24 protein-coding genes, 1 tRNA gene and 1 pseudogene are annotated in these 20,282 nt (G+C 59.1%); 13 read left to right on the top strand and 13 right to left on the bottom strand.

Features of this window, described 5'->3' with window-relative positions:
- Positions 1-17 precede the first annotated feature (17 nt).
- Positions 18-959, top strand: a complete 942-nt coding sequence (locus TK42_RS02520; RefSeq protein WP_032877254.1) for a LysR family transcriptional regulator — start codon at positions 18-20, stop codon at positions 957-959.
- A 28-nt stretch (positions 960-987) separates the two neighbouring features.
- Here TK42_RS02520 and TK42_RS02515 read toward each other — a convergent pair whose 3' ends face one another.
- Together TK42_RS02515 and TK42_RS26935 are read right to left on the bottom strand one after the other, a co-directional pair.
- Entirely contained in the window at positions 988-1,908 is a 921-nt protein-coding gene (locus TK42_RS02515) for a LysR substrate-binding domain-containing protein (RefSeq protein WP_032877255.1), read from the bottom strand.
- Between the two features lie 187 nt (positions 1,909-2,095).
- Complete coding sequence (locus TK42_RS26935; RefSeq protein ID WP_164699504.1) at positions 2,096-2,242, bottom strand: hypothetical protein; 147 nt, start codon at positions 2,240-2,242, stop codon at positions 2,096-2,098.
- A gap of 198 nt (positions 2,243-2,440) precedes the next feature.
- Here TK42_RS26935 and TK42_RS02510 point away from each other — a divergent pair, with 198 nt between their 5' ends.
- Both TK42_RS02510 and TK42_RS02505 read left to right on the top strand, forming a co-directional pair.
- Entirely contained in the window at positions 2,441-3,748 is a 1,308-nt protein-coding gene (locus TK42_RS02510; RefSeq protein WP_032877256.1) for an MFS transporter, read from the top strand.
- Complete coding sequence (locus tag TK42_RS02505) at positions 3,745-4,503, top strand: substrate-binding domain-containing protein (protein ID WP_005786057.1); 759 nt, start codon at positions 3,745-3,747, stop codon at positions 4,501-4,503. Before TK42_RS02510 ends, TK42_RS02505 begins: the two co-directional genes overlap by 4 nt.
- Here TK42_RS02505 and TK42_RS02500 read toward each other — a convergent pair.
- A complete protein-coding gene (locus TK42_RS02500) occupies positions 4,495-5,397 on the bottom strand; it encodes a LysR family transcriptional regulator (RefSeq protein WP_057701145.1) in 903 nt (300 codons plus the stop codon). The two genes, TK42_RS02505 and TK42_RS02500, sit on opposite strands and share 9 nt — an antisense overlap.
- Before the next feature lie 210 nt (positions 5,398-5,607).
- Here TK42_RS02500 and TK42_RS02495 point away from each other — a divergent pair, with 210 nt between their 5' ends.
- Positions 5,608-6,012: a type II toxin-antitoxin system ParD family antitoxin gene (locus TK42_RS02495; protein ID WP_078820595.1), complete on the top strand. Its 405-nt coding sequence runs from the start codon at positions 5,608-5,610 to the stop codon at positions 6,010-6,012.
- Positions 6,009-6,362: a type II toxin-antitoxin system RelE/ParE family toxin gene (locus TK42_RS02490; RefSeq protein ID WP_103733518.1), complete on the top strand. Its 354-nt coding sequence runs from the start codon at positions 6,009-6,011 to the stop codon at positions 6,360-6,362. The genes TK42_RS02495 and TK42_RS02490 overlap by 4 nt, the downstream gene beginning before the upstream one ends.
- An 18-nt stretch (positions 6,363-6,380) precedes the next feature.
- On the opposite strand, the gene TK42_RS02485 is transcribed toward TK42_RS02490, so the two are convergent.
- From TK42_RS02485 to TK42_RS02475, 3 genes are all read right to left on the bottom strand, one after another.
- The gene (locus TK42_RS02485) at positions 6,381-7,418 is read right to left on the bottom strand and encodes a histone deacetylase family protein (protein WP_103733517.1); all 1,038 of its coding nucleotides are present in this window, start codon (positions 7,416-7,418) and stop codon (positions 6,381-6,383) included.
- Positions 7,419-7,552: 134 nt separating this feature from the next.
- Complete coding sequence (locus TK42_RS02480) at positions 7,553-8,785, bottom strand: Zn-dependent hydrolase (protein ID WP_103733516.1); 1,233 nt, start codon at positions 8,783-8,785, stop codon at positions 7,553-7,555.
- A gap of 11 nt (positions 8,786-8,796) precedes the next feature.
- Positions 8,797-10,113, bottom strand: coding sequence for an MFS transporter (locus tag TK42_RS02475; RefSeq protein ID WP_103733515.1), 1,317 nt, complete (start codon positions 10,111-10,113; stop codon positions 8,797-8,799).
- A gap of 157 nt (positions 10,114-10,270) precedes the next feature.
- On the opposite strand from TK42_RS02475, the gene TK42_RS02470 reads away from it, so the two are divergent.
- The 4 genes and pseudogenes from TK42_RS02470 to TK42_RS02455 all read left to right on the top strand — a co-directional run bounded on the left by TK42_RS02470 (position 10,271) and on the right by TK42_RS02455 (position 13,388).
- Positions 10,271-11,212, top strand: a complete 942-nt coding sequence (locus TK42_RS02470) for a LysR family transcriptional regulator (RefSeq protein ID WP_103733514.1) — start codon at positions 10,271-10,273, stop codon at positions 11,210-11,212.
- A 105-nt stretch (positions 11,213-11,317) separates the two neighbouring features.
- Positions 11,318-11,632 (top strand): annotated as a pseudogene (locus tag TK42_RS27080) (type II toxin-antitoxin system RelE/ParE family toxin).
- 2 nt (positions 11,633-11,634) lie between these two features.
- Positions 11,635-11,922, top strand: a complete 288-nt coding sequence (nadS, locus tag TK42_RS02460) for a NadS family protein (protein WP_003189536.1) — start codon at positions 11,635-11,637, stop codon at positions 11,920-11,922.
- Positions 11,923-12,161: 239 nt separating this feature from the next.
- The gene (locus tag TK42_RS02455) at positions 12,162-13,388 is read left to right on the top strand and encodes an MFS transporter (RefSeq protein ID WP_078820589.1); all 1,227 of its coding nucleotides are present in this window, start codon (positions 12,162-12,164) and stop codon (positions 13,386-13,388) included.
- 73 nt (positions 13,389-13,461) lie between these two features.
- Here the strand turns inward: TK42_RS02455 and TK42_RS02450 are convergent, their stop codons facing one another.
- The gene (locus TK42_RS02450; RefSeq protein ID WP_103733513.1) at positions 13,462-13,713 is read right to left on the bottom strand and encodes a DUF6124 family protein; all 252 of its coding nucleotides are present in this window, start codon (positions 13,711-13,713) and stop codon (positions 13,462-13,464) included.
- 643 nt (positions 13,714-14,356) lie between these two features.
- On the opposite strand from TK42_RS02450, the gene TK42_RS02440 reads away from it, so the two are divergent.
- Complete coding sequence (locus TK42_RS02440) at positions 14,357-14,596, top strand: type II toxin-antitoxin system RelB/DinJ family antitoxin (RefSeq protein WP_014717442.1); 240 nt, start codon at positions 14,357-14,359, stop codon at positions 14,594-14,596.
- Positions 14,586-14,879 carry a type II toxin-antitoxin system RelE/ParE family toxin gene (locus TK42_RS02435; RefSeq protein WP_103733512.1) on the top strand — a complete coding sequence of 98 codons (294 nt, stop codon included), beginning with the start codon at positions 14,586-14,588 and terminating at the stop codon, positions 14,877-14,879. Before TK42_RS02440 ends, TK42_RS02435 begins: the two co-directional genes overlap by 11 nt.
- A gap of 95 nt (positions 14,880-14,974) precedes the next feature.
- Here the strand turns inward: TK42_RS02435 and TK42_RS02430 are convergent.
- The 5 genes from TK42_RS02430 to dapA form a co-directional block, all read right to left on the bottom strand.
- Positions 14,975-15,064 (bottom strand) — tRNA-Ser (locus TK42_RS02430).
- Positions 15,065-15,147: 83 nt separating this feature from the next.
- Positions 15,148-15,861 carry a phosphoribosylaminoimidazolesuccinocarboxamide synthase gene (gene purC, locus TK42_RS02425; RefSeq protein WP_005786030.1) on the bottom strand — a complete coding sequence of 238 codons (714 nt, stop codon included), beginning with the start codon at positions 15,859-15,861 and terminating at the stop codon, positions 15,148-15,150.
- Positions 15,862-15,888: 27 nt separating this feature from the next.
- Complete coding sequence (locus TK42_RS02420; RefSeq protein ID WP_005786028.1) at positions 15,889-16,647, bottom strand: MBL fold metallo-hydrolase; 759 nt, start codon at positions 16,645-16,647, stop codon at positions 15,889-15,891.
- 4 nt (positions 16,648-16,651) lie between these two features.
- Positions 16,652-17,767 (bottom strand): outer membrane protein assembly factor BamC, encoded by a 1,116-nt coding sequence (bamC, locus tag TK42_RS02415; RefSeq protein ID WP_078820545.1) that lies wholly within the window; start codon positions 17,765-17,767, stop codon positions 16,652-16,654.
- A gap of 17 nt (positions 17,768-17,784) precedes the next feature.
- Complete coding sequence (gene dapA / locus TK42_RS02410; protein ID WP_032877264.1) at positions 17,785-18,663, bottom strand: 4-hydroxy-tetrahydrodipicolinate synthase; 879 nt, start codon at positions 18,661-18,663, stop codon at positions 17,785-17,787.
- Between the two features lie 262 nt (positions 18,664-18,925).
- On the opposite strand from dapA, the gene TK42_RS02405 reads away from it, so the two are divergent.
- On the top strand, positions 18,926-19,486 hold the full coding sequence (locus tag TK42_RS02405) for a glycine cleavage system protein R (protein ID WP_003189463.1): 561 nt from the start codon (positions 18,926-18,928) through the stop codon (positions 19,484-19,486).
- Between the two features lie 10 nt (positions 19,487-19,496).
- A complete protein-coding gene (locus TK42_RS02400) occupies positions 19,497-19,970 on the top strand; it encodes a peroxiredoxin (RefSeq protein ID WP_005786022.1) in 474 nt (157 codons plus the stop codon).
- 19 nt (positions 19,971-19,989) lie between these two features.
- On the opposite strand, the gene TK42_RS02395 is transcribed toward TK42_RS02400, so the two are convergent.
- Positions 19,990-20,229 carry a sulfurtransferase TusA family protein gene (locus TK42_RS02395; protein ID WP_103733511.1) on the bottom strand — a complete coding sequence of 80 codons (240 nt, stop codon included), beginning with the start codon at positions 20,227-20,229 and terminating at the stop codon, positions 19,990-19,992.
- Positions 20,230-20,282 lie beyond the last annotated feature (53 nt).

Below are 20,282 nucleotides of genomic sequence, written 5' to 3'. Positions count from 1 at the left end.
GTTTACGGACGAAACCGATGCTAAACAGTAACTCGCTCAGAAAGCTCGATATGCAGGATTTGATGGTGTTTATCGCCGTCTACGACCAGAGCAGCGTTACTGATGTGTCCGAAACGCTGTTCGTCAGCCAGTCCACGGTGAGCTACAGCCTGAAGAAGTTGCGCACCAGCTTTGAGGATGAGCTGTTTATCAACACACGGGCCGGTATGCGTCCGACGTACAAGGCCACCACCATGTACGGGCATGTGCAGAAGATCCTGGAAAGCATCAACCTGTGTCACGCCGGTGGCCAGGCCTTTGACCCAACCCAACAGGCGGTGACCTTCAATGTGTGCGCCCCGGAATACTTCGAGCAACTGATCCTGCCACGGCTGTTGAAGCACTTCGACCATGCCGACCTGCCGGTGATCGTCAATGTGCAGAAGCTGGAAACCGACATTCCCGTCGATGACCTGCGTGAAGGCCGCCTCGACCTGGTGATCTGCTTCGGCCCGCACTTTCATCGCACCCATAAAGACTTCAAAACCCAGATGCTGTTGGAGGATGACCTGGTTTGCGTGTTCGACCAGCGCTCGGCACCCAGGGAGCCGGCGTTCAGCCTGCAATCTTTCGTCGAGCGGCGTCACATATTCCCCACGCCATGGTCCTCCGACACCAACATGATCGACGGCTGGCTCGCACGTCAGGCGCGCAAGCGCCAGGTGATCGCGCGGGCCAACAGCTACAGCGCAGCGTTGAAGATGATTACCGGCACCGACTTCATCGTCACCCTGCCGCGTCGCGTGCAAAAGTTGCTGGCGCCGGCACCGGGGTTCGGTGTGTGCGAAGCACCCAACGGTTTGCCGGGGTTCACCCTGGATATGCATTGGAAGGAAACCAATGGGCAAGACAGCGCCAATAGCTGGTTTCGTGAGCAAGTGGTGAGGGTGTGTGAGGAACAGCTGCAAGCGGCAAGTTGAAGGCGCCAAGCCGTCTCTACAGTTGCTTTTAGCTTGGAGCCGGGAGCTTGTCACTCATGAACGCCTCCAGCCGCGAACGCATCCAGCGCTCCGCCGGGTCGGTGTCGACGTGGCTGAGCCAGACCATCGACAAATCCAGGGTCGGGGTCTGGAAGGGAAACGGCTCGCAGTACAAATTGCCGCCGGCGGCCATGGCTTGGGCAGTGTAATCCGGCAGGCTGGCGATCATGTCGGTGCCGGCGAGCAACGCCGGCAGCGAACTGTATTGCGGCACCGACAGCACCACATGGCGCTTGCGGCCCACCTCCGCCAGCCACTCATCGGCAAACCCGGCCACGTTGGCAGTGTGGGACACCAGCACATGGGGCCGTGCGCAATATTCATCGAGGGTCAGCGGCGTGTCCGAGGCATCGGCGCGCAGCAGGCAGGGGCGGATATGCCGCAACAGCTTGCGCTTGGCATTTGCCGGCAGGCCGCGGGTCTGGGTGATGCCGACGGTGATATCACCCGACGCCAGCAAGTCGGGAATGCGCCAGTAATCCACGTGCTGCACCACGAACACCACCTGCGGCGCCTCCTGGCGCAAGGCGCGCAGCAACGGCGGCAGCAGGCCGAACTCGACGTCATCGGACAGGCCGATGCGAAAGGTCATGGTACTGATGGATGGATCAAAGTCATGGGTCAGGCTCAGGGCCGATGACAAGGAATCCAGGGCCGGCGACAGGTGCTGGATGATTTCCTCGGCACGGGCCGTGGGCTCCATGCGATGGCCGACACGAATGAACAACGGGTCGTTGAACAAGGTGCGCAGGCGGTTGAGGGCCGAACTGATGGTGGGCTGGCCGAGAAACAGCTTCTCCGCCACCCGCGTCACATTGCGCTCAAGCATCAGCGCTTCGAAGACCACCATCAGGTTGATGTCGGCCTTGCGTAGTTCATTGCGATTCATCGGCGCCCACCCCTCTCCCCAAGACAAGCCGCAGTTTAGAAAGGCCACGGGGCTGCGTCTATGTGCGCACTGCTCATCAGGCGGTTTGGGGACTATAAATCAGCGCTTGAGGGTTATGTAAGCCTCACAGAACAACTGTGGGAACGGCCTATCCCACTCCCACAGTTGGATTGTATTGGACTTGAAGTCAGGGTTTCAGCGGGCGCTCCTGGTCCCGTTCGGAAAGCTCCGTGCCGTCGTCGGGGTGCTTCCAGGTTTGCGGTTTTTCTTCCTCTGGCTGCCGCCGATGATGATCACGTTCTGGCTCATTGTGCTGCTGGTGTTCGTTGCCCATAGCCACCTCCCATCCGTAAGAATTGGACACAAGCTCAAGCATAGAACAGGTCTGAAAAATCGGATGGCCGTTTTGACTGATAACCAAAACACATCAATGCATCCATATTTGTCACTTATCATTTCTAAATGTGTCAGCCACTATCCCCAGTCTTAAGCGAAACAAGCACTTTAAAAAGAACGCTGGAGACACAAAATCATGACTAGCCCTTCCCGGCCCGCCCCTGCCAGCTCGAAAGTAGGCGCTGTACTGCGCGTTACTTCGGGCAACTTCCTTGAACAGTTCGACTTCTTTCTGTTCGGGTTCTACGCGACCTATATCGCCGCCGCGTTCTTCCCGGCCGCTAATGAGTTTGCGTCATTAATGATGACCTTCGCCGTGTTCGGCGCGGGCTTCCTGATGCGACCACTGGGTGCAATCATTCTGGGTGCCTATATCGATGACGTGGGCCGTCGCAAAGGCTTGATCGTGACCTTGTCGATCATGGCCAGCGGCACGCTGTTGATCGTGCTGGTGCCCAGTTATCACACCATTGGCCTATGGGCGCCGCTGCTGGTGCTGCTGGGCCGCCTGCTGCAAGGTTTCTCGGCCGGTGCGGAATTGGGCGGTGTCTCGGTTTACCTGTCTGAAATGGCTACGCCGGGCCGCAAAGGGTTCTACACCAGCTGGCAGTCGGGCAGCCAGCAGATCTCCATCGTGGTCGCCGCAGCGCTGGGCTATGGCTTGAACGTGTGGATGGAACCGGCAGTGGTGGCCGATTGGGGCTGGCGTATTCCATTTGCCGTAGGTTGCGTGATCATTCCGTTTATCTTTGTGCTGCGTCGCAACCTGCAGGAAACCGAAGAGTTCGCCAACCGCAAGCATCGCCCGACCATGCGTGAAGTGATGGCGACCCTGGTGAAGAACTGGACCGTAGTCATCGGCGGCATGTTGATGGTGGCCATGACCACCACCGCGTTCTACCTGATCACCGTGTACGCACCGACCTTCGGCAAGACCGTGCTGCAACTGAGCACTTCCGATGCCCTGCTGGTGACCTTGCTGGTGGCGGTGTCGAACTTTTTCTGGCTGCCGATCGGCGGCATCCTCAGTGATCGCTTCGGCCGCAAACCGGTACTGATCGCCATGACCGTGCTGACTGTTCTTACTGCTTATCCAGCGCTGTCCTACGTGGTCAACGCGCCAAGCTTTGCGCACATGCTGGAAACCCTGTTGTGGTTCTCCTTCCTCTACGGCCTGTACAACGGCGCGATGATCCCGGCGCTGACCGAAATCATGCCGGTGGAAGTGCGCGTGGCAGGCTTCTCCCTGGCTTACAGCCTGGCGACTGCGGTCTTCGGTGGCTTCACGCCGGCGATTTCCACCTGGTTCATCCACATCACTGAAGACAAGGCATCCCCCGCTTACTGGATGATGTTCGCCGCACTGTGTGCGCTGTGTTCAACCCTGGCGTTGTATCGCCACGCCAATACCCGTGGCCAGGTCATGCAGGAGGCCGTGCAATGAAGCCTTTATTCAAATCCCTCACTGCCGTCGTCCTCGGCGCCCTGGCGCTGACGGCCCAGGCCGAAGAGCTCAAGGTGATGACCTCTGGTGGTTTCACCGCCGCCTATAAACTGCTTGGCCCGCAATACGCCAAGCAAAGCGGTGACACCCTCGACACCATTCTCGGCCCGTCCATGGGCAAGGCGCCGGAAGCGATTCCCAACCGCCTGGCCCGCGGCGAGCACGCCGACGTGGTGATCATGGTCGGCTACGCCCTGGATGAGCTGATCAAGCAAGGCAAGGTCGACCCCGCGTCCCGCGTGGAACTGGCCGATTCGCGCATTGGCCTGGTGGTGAAGGAAGGCGCGCAAAAACCTGCGATCAATACCGACGCCGAACTCAAGGCCGTGCTGAGCAAAGCCAAATCCGTGGCGTACTCGGACAGCGCCAGCGGTGTGTACGTCGAGAAAGAGTTGTTCAAGAAACTCGGTATGCCGGCCAAAGGCACCATGATCGAACGCGTGCCGGTGGGCGAGCAGGTGGCCAAGGGTGACTACGAAGTGGGCTTGCAACAGGTGGCTGAATTGTTGCCGGTCAAGGGTGTGACGTTTGTCGGCAAAATCCCGGAAGACGTGCAATCGGTGACACGCTTTGCGGCGGGAATTCCGGTCAATGCCGAACACCCCGACGAGGCCAAGGCGCTGCTGCAGTTCATGGCCTCGCCGCAAGCTCAACCGGTGGTGCAATCCACCGGCCTGGACTCGGTGTCACGCTGACCGAAACGGCATCTCCCGCACCAATCGTTCCAACTCCAGCGCCGCGGGCGGCAATGTCCGCCCGCGGCGCTTGATCAAGCCCACATTGCGCATCACCTGCGGCTCTACCAGCGGCACACTCACCAGAATCGGGTGCTCGCACGCCGGCATCGCAATCGACGGCACCATCGCCACGCCCAGCCCCGCTTCCACCAGCCCGATCATCGTGGTCACGTGGTGGGTCTCGCAGATACTCGGCTTTTTCACCCGCACGCCACGCAGCGCCTGGTCGAGCAGGAAGCGGTTGCCCGAGGTTTTGTCCACGCTGATGTAGTCGTGTTCATAGGCCTCGGTCCAGGTCACGCTCTCACGCGTGGCCAACGGATGGTCACGCCGACAGGCAAGCACATAACGCTCCTGCAGCAACAGCTCGAACTCGACCTCGTCGGCCAGGCTACCGCTGAAGCTCACGCCGAAATCCGCTTCACCGCTTGCCACCGCATTGCTCACTTCACCAGCACTGGCATCGAGCACCCGCAGGCGAATCTTCGGATACAGCTTGTGGAATTCGGAGATCACGTGGGGCATGAAGTAATACGCGGTAGACGGCACACAGGCGATGGTGACGTTGCCCATGCGTGTGGACGCGACGTTGCTGATGCCCATCAAGGCGATGTCGAGATCGTCGAGCATTCGCTCCACCTGGGGCAAGAAGGCACGACCGACCATGGTCAGACTGACCCGCCGTGTGGTGCGTTCGAACAGCTTTACATCCAGGGCGGATTCAAGCTTCTCGATGCGTCGGCTGAGGGCCGGCTGCGAGATACGGATGGCCTCGGCGGCGCCACGGAAACTGCCCTTGTCTACCACGGCGCGGAAGGCTTGGAGATCGTTGAGGTCGAAATTGATGATCACGGGAGGCAGGCCAGAGTGGTCGGGGTGACGAGCATTATCGTATGGGAGCCGATGCGATGCCATGCGAGCCGGGGCGGCTATATCGAGATAATCCTGTTACAGATATCAAGTCATACATTTCAGCAGCTTATCGGCCACCTGCGGCCACGCGATCGCCAAAACGGGTCAATACTTGCGGCCTGACCCACACAACTGGAGACGCAGCAACTTATGCAAACCTACCCCTTCTGGATGGACGACGAGACGCCGGAGATCGGCATCGATCAGTTGCTTCTTGCATCGCGCCAATGGTCAAGTAGGATTGAATCCTACTCACTTCTGGCGGACATCCCAATGCGCTCAACCCAGCAAATGAGCATCACCTTGCCCCTTGAAATGGCGGCCCTGGTCAAAGCCAAGGTGGCTGCCGGCGAATATGCCAGCGAAAGCGAAGTGATTCGCGACGGATTGCGGGTGCTGCTGGCACGTGACCGTGCCATGGAAGATTGGCTGAGGGACGAAGTCATCCCGGCAGCGACCGCTCTTGAGGCACAACCTGAGCTCGGGTTATCTGCAGAACAGGTTCGCGAGCATATGGCAGCCAGGCGTCAGCGCAAAGGCATCGGGAACGCGTGAGCTACTCGGTGGTTTTTTCGCCTGAAGTCCTGACGCAACTCAATGCCCTTGAGGATTACATCTGCGATGCCGGCTCCCCCTTGGTAGCGACGCGCTTTATCGACAATCTCGTCAGCCACTGTGAAAGCCTCGCCCTGTTCCCCTTGCGTAGCACGCGCCGTGACGACCTGCTTACAGGCTTGCGCATCACGCACTATCGTCGCAGCACCATCATCGCGTTCAGGGTGAGGCCTGATTGCGAAACGGTGTCGATAGTGGGGGTATTTTATGGCGGGCAAAACTACACGGCGCTGTTCCAGGGTGAGGGGAACGACTGCTTATTGATAGATGAAAAGCCTGCTGAAAACTGATCGGCAGGCTTTTAGCACTTAATCGACTGATAGTTTCTCCCACGCCGCTGGCGCACTGAAAAACGCCTGCGCGTTACTGTCCAGCGTCTCCAGGTGATAACCCCCTTCCTGCACGATCAAGCACGGCAACCCCAGCCCTCGAATGCACTGCCCCAGCCGCGCAAAGCCTTCCCGCGTCACCGCGACCTTGCTTTGCGGGTCCAGCTCGTAAATATCGAAGCCCAGTGACAACACCAGCACATCCGCCGAGAAGTCCTTCACCGCTGCCAGGGCCAGTTCCAGCTTTTCGAAAAACAGCGCTTCGCTGGCACCGTGGGGCATGGGCAGGTTGAGGTTGAACCCTGAGCCTGGGCCATCGCCTTTTTCGTCGGCAAAGCCCGCCACCCCAGGATAGAAGTTGGTCGGATCGCCATGGATCGACGTGTAGAGCACGTCATCGCGCTGGTAGAAAATCTCCTGGATGCCTTGGCCGTGGTGCATGTCGGTATCGAGCACCGCGACGCGCTGGAAGCCTTTGCGTAACGCTTGCGCAGCCACCGCCGCATTATTGATGTAACAGAAACCACCCGCCGCATCGAAGCGGGCGTGATGACCCGGTGGTCGGCACAAGGCGTAGGCGGCAGGTGCGCCTTCGAGGATCGCCTTGGCAGCGGCAACGGCGCTTTGGGCTGACCAATACGCCGAGCGCCAGGTCAGTTCACCGATCGGGCAACTGCCATCAGCCAGGTAACGTGCCGCCTGGGCCAGAATGCCGCGCAGGGCATTGGGCTCGCGTACGAAGATGTTGGACATGACTTCGTCGCCCCAGTCTTCGGGGATTTCCTTCCAACGCTGGTGAGCTTCTTGAAGAAAATCCAGATATGCCGCGCCGTGCACGGCGAGCAGCGGTTCCATACCGTAGTCGCTTGGTTGCTGGATATCAAAGCCCAGGGTTTGCGCAGCCAGCAGCAGGTTGCGCGCACGCTCGGGGACCTCCTGTGGCGTGCGCATCTGGCCACGAGAATAGTAGCTGCGTGGGTGATGCAGCAGTTGTTCGGGATGGAAAAACGTATTCATAGGATGCTCCTGGATAAACACAGAACCTGTGGGAGCTGGCTTGCCTGCGATTGCGCACGGTCAGAGCACAATGTACTGCCTGCTTCACCGCTATCGCAGGCAAGCCAGCTCCCACATGGGCACGGCGTCAGCCTTTAGAAATGAACCTGGCCGGCGCGTTTCAACACGGCGTTGAGCAATACATCGGTGCCCTGGCGCACGTCTTCAGGCAAGACATCTTCGGCTTCGTTGTGGCTCAGGCCACCGACACAGGGGATGAAGATCATCGCAGTCGGGCAATAGCGCGCCAAGTGGATAGCATCGTGGCCGGCACCGCTGATGATGGTCTGCTGGCTGTAGCCCAGAGCGTCCACCGACGCTTGTACGCAGGCCACGCACTCAGCATCGAACGGCGTGGCCGGGCTGATCCAGTGCGGTGTGATAGTCACGCTGAGGCCACGGTTGTCGGCAATCGCCTGCAGGCGTGCGCGCACTTGCTGCTCCATGGCGTCGATATCGGCGTCGCGGTGATGGCGCAGATCGACAGTGAAGTCGAGTACACCGGGAATGGTGTTGCGCGACGACTTGGCGATGCTCAACTCACCCACCGTAGTCAGGCCATGCGGGGTAAAATCGGCAGCGAGGTTTTCCAGGGCCTGGATCATTTTTGCGGCGCCGTACAACGCATCTTTGCGCAGCGCCATCGGCGTGGTGCCCGCATGGGCAGCCATGCCTTCGACCCGCACATCGAGCCAGCGAATCGCCTGGCCGCCGGTCACCACGCCGATACTGTTGGCGTTGTCTTCCAGGATCGGGCCTTGCTCGATATGCGCTTCGAAATACGCATCCACTGCCCCACCCAATGCACGCTCGCCGTTATAACCGGTGGTGCGCAACGCCTCGGCCACGCTGACGCCATCACCGTCGGTGGTCGCCAGCGCCTTGTCCAGCGCGAGGGCGCCGGTGAAGACCGCCGAGCCCAGCATCGCCGGGGTGAAACGCGCGCCTTCTTCGTTGGTCCACACCGCAATTTCCAGGGGTTTGCGCGTCTGGATGCCGTGGTCGTCGAGGCTGCGGATCACCTCCAGGCCAGCCAATACGCCGTACACGCCATCGAAGCGCCCGCCTTCGGGCTGGGTATCGAGATGGCTGCCGATCATCACCGGCGCGGCCTCATTGTCGGTACCCGCACGACGGGCGAACAGGTTGCCGATGACATCCACGCTAAACGTCAGGCCAGCCGCTGTACACCAGTGACTGAACAGCTCGCGACCGGCCTTGTCTTCGGCGCTCAACGCCAGGCGGCAGCTGCCACCGCGTGCAGTCGCGCCGATCTCGGCCATGGCCATCAAGCTATGCCACAGGCGCTCGCCATTGATCTTCAACATTGCTGACTTCCTCAACTGTGTGCCATTTCCAGGCGGTGAGCCGTGGCGTGGCGGCGGGACAAGGCCAGGACGCACACCAACGAGACCGCCGCGATCACGCTGTAAAACACTGCCATCGGCCACCATTGGCCCAGGTATTGATGGGCCAGCCAGGTGCCGATCAATGGTGTCAGGCCACCCGCCAGCGCACCGCAGACCTGGTAAGCCAGGGAAATTGCGGTGTAGCGCACGCGGGTTTCAAACAGACCGCTGACAAAGCCTGCGATGACGGCATAGAACGACGCCATGCACACCACCGCCAGGGCAATGCCGAGGATGATCAAGGGCGCCTGGCCGCTGCTGACCAGCACAAACATGGGGTACGGCGACGCCATTGCCAGTACGCACATGGCGCACAGGAACCGTGTAGCGCCGACCTTCTCTGCCACCCAGGCGGCCAGTGGCTGAACGCAGAACTGGATAATGGCGACGAAGAACAGGCATTCCAGAATCAGCGAGCGCGGCAGGTTCAGTTGCTGAGTGCTGTAGGCAATCATGAAGGTGTTGGTGAAATACACGCCGGCAATCCCCAATGTGTTGGCGCCAATGCACAACAACAGTGGACGCCAAGCGGTCTTCAGCACTTCCAGCACGGGGGCTTGGTCCTTCTTGATCGCCCGAGCTTTTTCCGCCTGGGCCTTGTCTTCGAGGAACTCCGGCGACTCATTTACACCCAGGCGAATCGCCAGGCCGACGACCAACAGCAAGGCACTGGCCAGGAACGGCAGGCGCCAGCCCCAACTGAGCAGGTCTTCTTCCGGTAAGCGGGTCACCGCACTGAACGCCAGCAGGGAAAGAATCAAACCGGCCGGGCTGCCCAATTGCGCGAAGGATGCAAAGAAGTTACGCCGCCCCTTTGGCGCATGTTCTCCGGCCATCAACACCGCCCCGCCCCACTCACCGCCGACCGCAATGCCTTGCACCACTCGCAGCAGTATCAGCAGCACCGGTGCCGCGGCGCCGATCTGTGCATAGGTCGGCAACAGGCCGATGCACACCGTGACCACGCCCATCATGACGAGGGTAATCACCAGGGATTTCTTGCGGCCGATGCGGTCGCCGATATGGCCAAACACAATGCCGCCCAACGGCCGCGCAAAAAAGCCCACGGCGAAGGTGCCGAACGCAGCCATGGTGCTGAACAATTTATCGTCGGAGGGGAAAAACAGCTGACCGAACACCAGCGCCGCAGCGGTGGCATAGATGTAAAAGTCGTACCACTCGATCATGGTGCCGATAAAAGCGGCGGCCGCGGCACGGCGAGGCTGCGGCGAAGCGGAAGGCTTCATGGGGCTGGCTCCTTTGGTTATTTTTTTGGCAGGAGATGGTCGAACCGGTGCGCTCTGATGGCGCTTGTTGAGCCCGATTTTTCAGCCTGGGGGTATGATTAGTCAATTTTCTATTTATTATCTTGATTATAAATACTGCTTATTATCGAGCGTCACCATGCCCGAATCCCGCCGCGATATTCACCCCCTGCTCAACGACCGCCTGGACTGGAACCTGCTGCGTACCTTCCGCGTGATCGGCCAGGAGCTGAGCATCAGCCGCGCCGCCGCGCGCCTGCACCTGACGCAGCCGGCCATCAGCCAGGCGCTCAAGCGCCTGGAGGAACAGCTGGATTGCCAGCTCATCCTGCGCCGTGGCCCGCGCTTCGTGCTCACCGAGGCAGGTGAACAGATTTTCGCGATTGCCGGCGAGATGTACGGCCAGGTTTCGCAAATGAGCAACGCCCTGCAAAAGCCCGGCGATGAAGTGATCGGCAAAGTGCGCTTGCTGATGATCAGCCGGATTAATTCCGACACTTTCGATGACTTTCTCGCCAGCTTTCATCGCGAACATCCGCGGGTCGATCTGGAAGTCGAAGTGATGCGCAGCTCCGACATCGTCGCCGCCTTGCTGGAAAAAACCGCGACCCTGGGGTTGAGCCTCAATCGTCGGCCTCAGCCGCGCCTGGAACAGCACCTGTTTCTGCGTCAGCGCTACGCGTTCTTTTGCGGAAAACATCACCCATTGTTCGGGCGCACAAACCTGGCCGAGGGGGATTTGCAGTCGGAAAACTTCGTGAGTTTTACCAGCGACCAGATTGGCGGGATGCTCTCGCCGCTGACGATTTTCCGTGATCAGCAAGGCTTCGGTGGGCGGATCGTGGCGTCATCCTCCAGCCTGGAAGAAGTGCGGCGTTTGGTGATTGCCGGGTTTGGTTTGGGTTGCTTACCGACTCATGTGGTGGCGGACGATGTGAAAAACGGGCTGCTGTGGCGGTTGCCGCCGGATGAGGGGATTGCGGATGTGGATATTCACCTGTTGTGGAATCGCGAGCAGAAGATGAGTCGGGCGGAGGGGGTGTTTATTGAGTGTCTTATGGGGCGGTTGGCCGACGTATAATTGGCCACATCCTGCGTGTCAAAAAGCAGTTACAACTCACTGGATGCACGTCGAAGCACGCACGGCTAGGATTGCAGTCAACTAAGCCAATGGCGTACATTAGCGATGATTTTCATAGAGACGTCAGTCTTCACCCGTCGCGTTAAAGAATTGATCGACGAGGATGCCTACACGGCTCTTCAGAACGTGTTGGTAGTCAACCCTTCTGCTGGCGATGTAATCGAGGGTACGGGTGGAGTTCGCAAGATACGAGTAGCAGCCAAGGGCCATGGCAAACGAGGCGGGGCGCGGGTGATCTATTACCACTTCGTCTAGGCATCACAGATTGTTCTACTGATGATCTATCCCAAAAATGAACAGCAGGACTTGACTGCCGACGAGCGCAAGTCACTGAAGGCTGCGATTGAGCACTGGAGATAGCTATGAGCAGATTTTTTGATGAATTGATGGAAAGCGTTCAAGAGATGAACGAGATCCTGCGCGGAGAACGCGAACCTTCTCGTGAATTCCATGTTGATTCAATGCGAGTCAAAGAGATCCGTAAGGCGACAGGGCTGACCCAGGCTAAATTCGCAGCGCTGATTGATGTGCAACTTGGCACATTACGTAACTGGGAGCAGGGTCGTCGTGAACCTACCGGACCAGCAAAGGCATTGTTGAAAGCTATCCATAATGACCCAGTCCATGTACTGAATGCGTTGGCTAGCTAAAATAAGACTCCACTGCTGCGCCTTAAACATCGTCATAACCGGAAAAGCTCGGAGCTGACTCAGCGACGGGCTTTTTCGTTTGTACGGCAGATTTAAGGCTCTTTAAAATCTCACATCGATACCACTGATGATTACTATCGAAACGAGCGCCTGAACGATTGCCGCCACTGATTCCTATAATCGCTCCAAATTCCCTCCTCGCCTGGCTTCAGGCGACATTCCTCCCGGAACCCAATCCCATGCCAAGCGCGAGCCAGGCCCCTAGCGGGCTTCCCGAACATAATCAACAAAGCGTCAAACAGCAGTGGCTGGCGATTCTTTCGGTCGCCGTGGGTGCCTTCGCCCTGGTGACCAGTGAATTCCTGCCGGTGGGCGTACTCAACGACGTCGCCAGCGACCTGGGCATCAGTGCCGGTCACGCCGGATTGATGGTCACATTGCCCGGCATCATGGCCGCCCTCGCCGCGCCGTTTCTGTCGGTCAGCATTGGCGCCATGGACCGTCGCTATCTGCTGATTGGCCTGACACTGGTGATGATCATCGCCAACTCGGTGGTGGCCTTCGCCACCGATTTCAGCCTGCTGCTGTTCGGCCGCGTATTGCTCGGCATCAGCATCGGCGGCTTCTGGGCCACGGCCATTGCCCTCAGCGGGCGGCTGGCGCCCAAAGGCGTTGGGGTTGCGAAAGCCACCTCGATCATCATGATGGGCGTGACCCTGGCCACCGTTCTGGGCGTGCCTGTGGGTACCTGGCTCAGCGGCCTGATGGGCTGGCGCATGACCTTCCTGGTTACTGCGTTGGTGGGCATTCCGGTGCTGCTGGCGCAGATCTTCCTGCTACCGCGACTGACCCCGGAAAAGGCCATTGAGATTCGTGACTTGCCCGCGTTGTTTATCAACCCACAGGCGCGAGTCGGCTTGATCGCTGTATTGCTGATCGGCCTGGCGCACTTTGCTGCGTATACCTATGTCGCGCCCTTCTTTAAAAACAGCTCCGGCTTTGACGGCCCGACAATTGGTTCATTGCTGCTGCTCTATGGCGTAGCCGGGGTAATGGGCAATGTTTTTGCCGGTTTCGCCGCTAACCGCAGTGTGCGTCACACCCTGCTGCTGGTTGCACTGATGATTGGCACCAGCACAGCACTGTTCCCCTACTTCGCCACCGGCCTTTCCGGCGCCTCGATGCTGATCGCACTCTGGGGTTTCGCCTTCGGCGCCTTCCCAGCCTGCGCCAGTATCTGGATGTTTGTGGTGGCGCCCAAGGATGTAGAGCGCGGCATGCCACTGTTTGTGGCGCTGTTTCAGGTGATCATCGCCCTGGGTTCGTTCTTTGGCGGACGCATCGTCGACCAGCTGGGCAGCTCGGTGTTGTTGAGCCTGGCCACGGTGTTGGTAGGGTTCGGGTTTGCGACCGTGCTGGTGTTGGGGCGCAAGGTCAGTAATAACCTGGTGGCACAGCCTGCCTGACCGGGTTGTATGCGCAAAAAAGCCTGCTGAGCGTTGAGTTCAGCAGGCTTTTTTCGTTTCAGGGAGCAGGTATTTATTTGGCCGTGGGGAAATCACGCTCGAGTACGGCGTCCACCAAGGCTTGCGCGTTCTCGATCAATTGAGCCAGGGCCATGATCACGGGCGACTGCGTGCTGTGTGGATCTTCGGCGCATTGGTAGGCGGTTTGAAGGGCGGATGAGAGGATTTCGGTGGCGTTGGTGAGGGCTTCTTCGGTGCCGACATCTGCACCTACATGGAAGATTTTCCGAGGGGAAAATTCGGAGTCAGAATCGAGATTGCTCATTGTGTAGCTCCTGTATGCAATGGGAGCTGCCACATCCCGCTGTCAAACAGAATCAGGTGGCAGCTATGCGCGGGTTGACAGACCGGTATACAGGACCCGGCGCACCCGAAGATGCCCCACGCACAGCCGCCATAAAACGACGTCACAGCAGAAAAGCCTGTAATCGCATGGAGGTCGTACACCTGTAAATCAGTCTGTCAAAACCGGTCGCCATGAGGGCGACGGCGAAAGGTTAGCGCCCTGCCCCAGCCAACGCAACCCTGCTGGGAAACTGTCGACCCGGCACAACGTAAGCACCTGTTTCGGAAAAGCTTGGTAACCAGAATTCCCGCCAGGAAGCTTGTGTGCATAAGCCTGCGAGCTAGTCTCAAAAAGGTCGCCGCCGTGGCGACATACTGTCAAGGATGCTGATATGCCAACGAGATATCGCGATGCGGTCACAGGTGAATACGTAACCGAGCAAGAGGCGAAGAAAAGACCAAGGGAAACGGTGAAGGAAACCGATAAAAAGCGCCCGGCAAAGCCGACGGCCAAGAAGTAGGATCAACAGATGAGAGCGACTGCCGTATGTCCAGACAGACTTGCCAATGAAACCCGATTGCCCCAATGTAATGACCAACGTCATTACACAAGGAGCTATCCCTTGGCATCTATCAACATCCGTATCGATGACGACCTGAAAGCTCGCGCCTACCTTGAGTTGGAGAAACTCGGTGTCACCCCTTCCGAACTGATACGTCAGGCGTTGCAATATGTTGCCGAACGCGGCCAGTTGCCATTTAAGCCTGTCCTCATGACTGAAGAGGATGAAGCCTTGATGGCGACCGTACGTGAGCGCCTTGCGTCGCCTCAACGCGTGAGGGTTTCTTTGGATGACCTATAGCCTTGATTTTGATGCGCGTGCATTGAAGGAATGGCAGAAACTCGGCGACACCCTCCGTCAGCAACTCAAGAAGAAGCTGATGGAAATCCTGAACAACCCACGTATTGAGGCTAACCGCCTACATGGCCTGCCTGACTGCTACAAGATCAAACTGCGTAGTAGCCGGTACAGGCTGGTCTATCAAGTGATAGATCAGGAAGTGACCGTGTTCGTGGTCGCTATTGATAAACGTGAACGAGATCAGGCTTATCGCAAAGCGTCTGAGCGCCTTGATCAGCGCTAGGCAGGACTGGAAAAAATCACTGAAGCAGTCGTAGATAAAGGCTGGAAACGAAAAAGCCCCGCAGCTTATTCAGCTACGGGGCTTTCTCTATGTAATGGCGGAGAGATAGGGATTCGAACCCTAGGTACCGGTGAAGGTACAACGGATTTCGAATCCGTCCCATTCGGCCACTCTGGCATCTCTCCAACGGCGCGCATCATAACAGCATGATTGATGGATGCAAAGCGCCGAAGCGATTTTTTTCCGTGCTATCAGATGCTTGCGTCGATTACAGCGGTACGCCGAGACGATTGGCGACTTCTTCGTAGGCTTCGATCACGTCACCGAGGCCCTGGCGGAAGCGGTCTTTGTCCATCTTTTTCTTGGTGTCCTTGTCCCACAGGCGGCAGCCGTCCGGGCTGAATTCGTCGCCCAGGACGATGGAGCCGTCGTGGAATACGCCGAACTCCAGCTTGAAGTCCACCAGCAACAGGCCTGCGTCGTCGAACAGCTTGGTCAGCACGTCGTTGACCTTGAGGGACAACTCCTTCATGCGCGCCAGTTGTTCAGCGGTGCCCCAGCCGAACGCCACAACGTGGGATTCGTTGATGAACGGGTCGCCCTTGGCGTCGTCCTTCAGGAACAGTTCAAACGTGTAAGGGTTGAGCTTGAGGCCCTCTTCCACGCCCAGGCGCTTGACCAGGCTGCCGGCGGCGTAGTTACGCACGACGCATTCCACCGGGATCATGTCGAGCTTCTTGACCAGGCACTCGTTGTCGCCCAGCAGTTTGTCGAATTGGGTCGGGATACCGGCCGCTTCGAGCTTCTGCATGATGAAGGCGTTGAACTTGTTGTTCACCATGCCCTTGCGATCAAGCTGTTCGATGCGCTTGCCGTCGAACGCCGAGGTGTCGTTGCGAAACAGCAGGATCAGGCGGTTGGCGTCGTCGGTCTTGTACACCGACTTGGCTTTGCCGCGGTAGAGTTCTTCACGTTTTTCCATGATGGGCTCCGCTTTGAGTAAGGTGGGCTAGGCGATGTGTCGCCAATCGAGCCCTGAATCTTGATCGGCCAGTTGCAGCCAGTCCGGGTCGCACCCGAGGGTGTCGACAAAACATTGCCGGGCAAGCGTCGGCAGGTTGTTCTTGCTGCTGAGGTGAGCCAGGACCAGGTGTTGCAGGTCTTGCCAGCCCAACTCATACACCAGGTACGCCGCCTGGTGATTGTTCAAATGTCCCAGCTCGCCGCCCACCCGCTGCTTGAGAAAGTAAGGGTAGTGACCGCGCGCCAGCAGATCCCTGCAGTGGTTGGACTCGATCATCAAGGCATCGAGGTCCCGGTAACCGTCCAGCACCCTGGCGCAGTAGGAACCCAGGTCGGTCAGCACGCCAAAACGCCGCTGGCCGTCACTGAATACGTATTGCGTAGGCTCCTGGGCATCGTGGGCAACCGCGATGACATTGATGCTCAAGGCACCGATTTGCAGTTGCTCGCCACCGGCCAGAAAACCTGCCGGCTCGATGGGTTTGCGCATCCCGCGCAGCGTGCCGCGACTCAAGTACACCGGCAGATTGTAGCGCCGAGACAGTAAACCCACGCCATGCACGTGGTCGGCATGTTCGTGGGTGACCAGAATTGCGCTCAACTGCGTGGGGTGAACCCCGAGGCGCAGCAGGCGTCGCTCGGTTTCTCTTAACGAGAAACCACAATCGACCAGCACATACGTGTCATCGTGGGCGACCAGCGTACCGTTCCCTTGGCTACCGCTGCCGAGAACGGCAAAGCGCACCGAATCAGCCCAGGTTGTCTTGAATCACGCCCAACACTTTGCGCGCTGTTTCAGCTGGCGCGACGGTGTTGATGTTCTTCTCGACGGTGACTTGCACGCTTTCGCCAACCTTGCTCAAACGAACCTGATAACGCTCGGCACGGGTTTCGATCTCTTCCTTGGTCGGCGCGCTGCCGAACAGTTTGCCGAAGAAACCTGGCTCGTCGTCTTTCTTCTCGGCCTTTTCAGCCACGTTGATGTAGTACAGGCCCAGGCTGCGGTTGATGTCTTCAACGCGCCAAGGGCCTTGCTCCAACGCACGGCCAACACTGGCCCAGGCACGGTCGAGGTCTTCACCCAGGTTGAGCACCACGTTACCGCTGCCGTCTTCGGTGAGGCTGACGCGGTTAGGGGTGTCGTAGTCACGGGCGGCGAGCAGGGAAACGGAACCGCCCTTCTCGGAGATACGGCTCATGCTGGCGAGCATCTCGTCGACCAGCGCGGCATCGACGCCGGTGTTGACCGAACGCGGGGTGAAATCGACGTTGGCCGTGCTGCCGGCAGGGCGCTCGGCGCTGACCACATAGACTTCACTGGTATTGCGCTGCACGCCTGGCTCGATGCGCACACGCACACGGGCCTCGCTTTCGGCGGCTACACCGCCGGCCAGCAGGCGCTGAGCCATGTTGGCGGACAACTCGCGGCCTTGCTGCCACGCCGTGGTGAACTCACCGGTTTGCGGGCGTTGCTGGTCGAGACGGAAACCGTTGTCCTGGAAGAACTGCACTGCCACCGGCCAGACTTCGGCAGGTGGGCGCTGAGCCACGATCCAGCGGTTGTCGCCACTTTTCTGCAGGCTGTAGTCGCTGGCATCGGCCACTGCCGTGATCGGCTGCGGGCGTGGTACTACGTACTCGCCCTTGACGGTGTCGTCGGCAACGTTGCGTGGGATCGGCAACAAGGGGTCAAGACGCTTGGCGACATTGACATCAGGCGGCAATTGCATCGGTTTGGTTGCTTGCGCTTCCAGGTAATCGCTGCCGCGGTCACGGAAGTAGCCTTCCGGGCCCCATACCCAACCGCAGCCACTGGTGCTGGAGATAATCAAGGCAAGTGCGGAAAGTCCGGCCAATCGCTTCATGCGTAGTGCTTCCTCAATTAAACCAGGACGCCGGACTGGCGCAGGGCCTGTCGCAGCGGTTCGTGACAGGCTTCGCTGAGCCGGGTGAGCGGCAGACGGATACCGTCCGGCATCAGGCCCATCTCAGTCAGCGCCCATTTCACGGGAATAGGATTGGATTCGATAAACAGTGTCTTGTTGAGCGGCATCAGCTTCTCGTGGATCGCACGGGCCGTCGCGGCATCGCCGGCGATAGCGGCGGCGCACATTTGGCTCATGGCACGCGGAGCCACGTTGGCGGTCACGGAGATGTTGCCCTTGCCACCCAGCAGGATCAATTCGACAGCGGTGGCGTCGTCACCGGAATACACCAGGAAGTCACTGCTCACGCCGGCCAGGATGTCCTTGGCGCGCTGCAGGTCGCCAGTGGCTTCCTTGATACCGATGATGTTCGGCACGGTGGACAGGCGGATCACGGTCTCGGCCTTCATATCGCACGCGGTACGACCCGGTACGTTATAGAGGATCTGCGGGATCTGGACGGCTTCGGCGATGGCTTTGAAGTGCTGGTACAAGCCTTCCTGGGTCGGCTTGTTGTAGTACGGGGTCACCAGCAGGCACGCATCGGCGCCGGCTTTCTTGGCGTTGCGGGTCAGCTCGATCGCTTCGCGCGTGGAGTTGGCACCCGTTCCGGCGATCACGGCGATGCGGCCCGCAACGCGCTTGACCACGAACTCGATCACCTGGATGTGTTCTTCCACATCGAGGGTGGCCGATTCACCTGTGGTGCCGACCGCCACGATGGCGTTGGTGCCCTCTTGCAGGTGGAAGTCCACCAGTTTGCCCAGGCTGTCCCAGTCGAGACGACCTTGTGCATCCATGGGTGTGACCAGTGCCACCATACTGCCCGCAATCATGCAACCGCTCCTGCCGGAAAAAGAGAGCCGTAATGGTACTGGCGCCAAGATGCTTGTACAAGCGAAGTACCGCGTGAGGATGCGTTCTGGAGCAACTAAACGTCGGGCAATGCCATCATTGGGCCAAAGCACCGCTTCAAGCCGGCCGATCACGCAATGAAAACGCCACCTCCTAGCCCTTGGCGACGCTTTTCGCTACCCTTGATCCTTTGATCGATACGGCCCACACAGTATTGACCGCTCATCGCTTTAGGAAGGCTGCATGTCCACCCCCACAGTTCGCGAACAATTCCTTGTTATCAGTGCCCTCGGCGCCAACCCCATGGAGCTGACCAACGTCCTGTGCCGCGCCAGCCATGAGAACCGCTGCGCGGTGGTGACCTCGCGCCTGACTCGCCACGGCGAGTGCAGCGCGCTGGTCTTGCAGATTTCCGGCTCCTGGGACGCATTGGCGCGCCTGGAAACCGGCCTGCCGGGCCTGGCCAAAAAGCACGACTTCACCGTCAATGTGGTGCGCAGCGCCGCCCTGGAAAATCGCCCACAGGCCTTGCCTTATGTGGCGTACGTCAGCTCGGCCTACCGCTCGGACATCGTCAACGAGTTGTGCCAGTTCTTCATCGACCACAACGTCGAGCTGGAAAACCTGACCTGCGACACCTATCAGGCACCTCAAACCGGCGGCACCATGCTCAACGCCACGTTCACCGTTACCCTGCCGGCCGGCGTACAGATCAGCTGGTTGCGCGACCAGTTCCTGGATTTTGCCGATGCCCTGAACCTCGACGCGCTGATCGAGCCATGGCGCCCACAGAACCCAATGTAAGGAAAGACTCATGCCGGTAGCCATCGACAAACCCGTCGCAGACTTCGAAGCCCAGGCCACCAGCGGCCAGACTTTCAGCCTCGCAGCTCTCAAGGGCAAGCAAGTGGTGATCTACTTCTACCCCAAGGACAGCACCCCGGGCTGCACCACTGAAGGCCAGGGCTTTCGTGACCAGTACGCAGCTTTCCAGGCCGCCAACACTGAAGTGTTTGGTGTGTCGCGTGACAGCGTGAAGTCCCACGAGAACTTCAAGGCCAAGCAGGAGTTTCCTTTCGAGCTGATCAGCGACAAGGACGAAGCGGTCTGCCAGCTGTTTGATGTGATCAAGCTCAAGAAGCTGTACGGCAAGGAATACCTGGGCGTAGATCGCAGCACCTTTCTGATCGACAGCGAAGGCGTGCTGCGTCAGGAATGGCGTGGCGTGAAAGTGCCGGGGCATGTGGATGCCGTGTTGGCGGCAGCGCAGGCGCTGAACAAGGCCTGATTGTGCGTCGATAAGGCCGTCAGGCCTTGCGCAACCAATACCGGTACACACCCTCGGCTTCTTCTTCATGCTCCAGGGTGTGGCCGGCGAGTTTGGCAAAGGTGCGGAAGTCACGCTGGGAGCCAGCGTCGGTGGCGGTCACCTTGAGCACCGCACCGCCGGCCATTTTATTGAGTTCCAGCTTGGCCTTGAGCAAGGGCAACGGGCAGTTGAGGCCGCTGGCATCGAGTTCGGCGTCAAAGGCTAAAGCGTCGGTCATGGTGTTACTCCAGGCAAACATTCGGGCTGCTTAGAATATCTGGTCCCAAGCGC

The sequence above is a fragment of the Pseudomonas sp. GZJR-8 genome, assembly GCF_002916705.1.
Taxonomy (GTDB): domain Bacteria; phylum Pseudomonadota; class Gammaproteobacteria; order Pseudomonadales; family Pseudomonadaceae; genus Aquipseudomonas; species Aquipseudomonas synxantha_A.
Note: the sequence above shows the minus strand (reverse complement) of the source record. Positions and strands in the feature narration are given on the sequence as shown.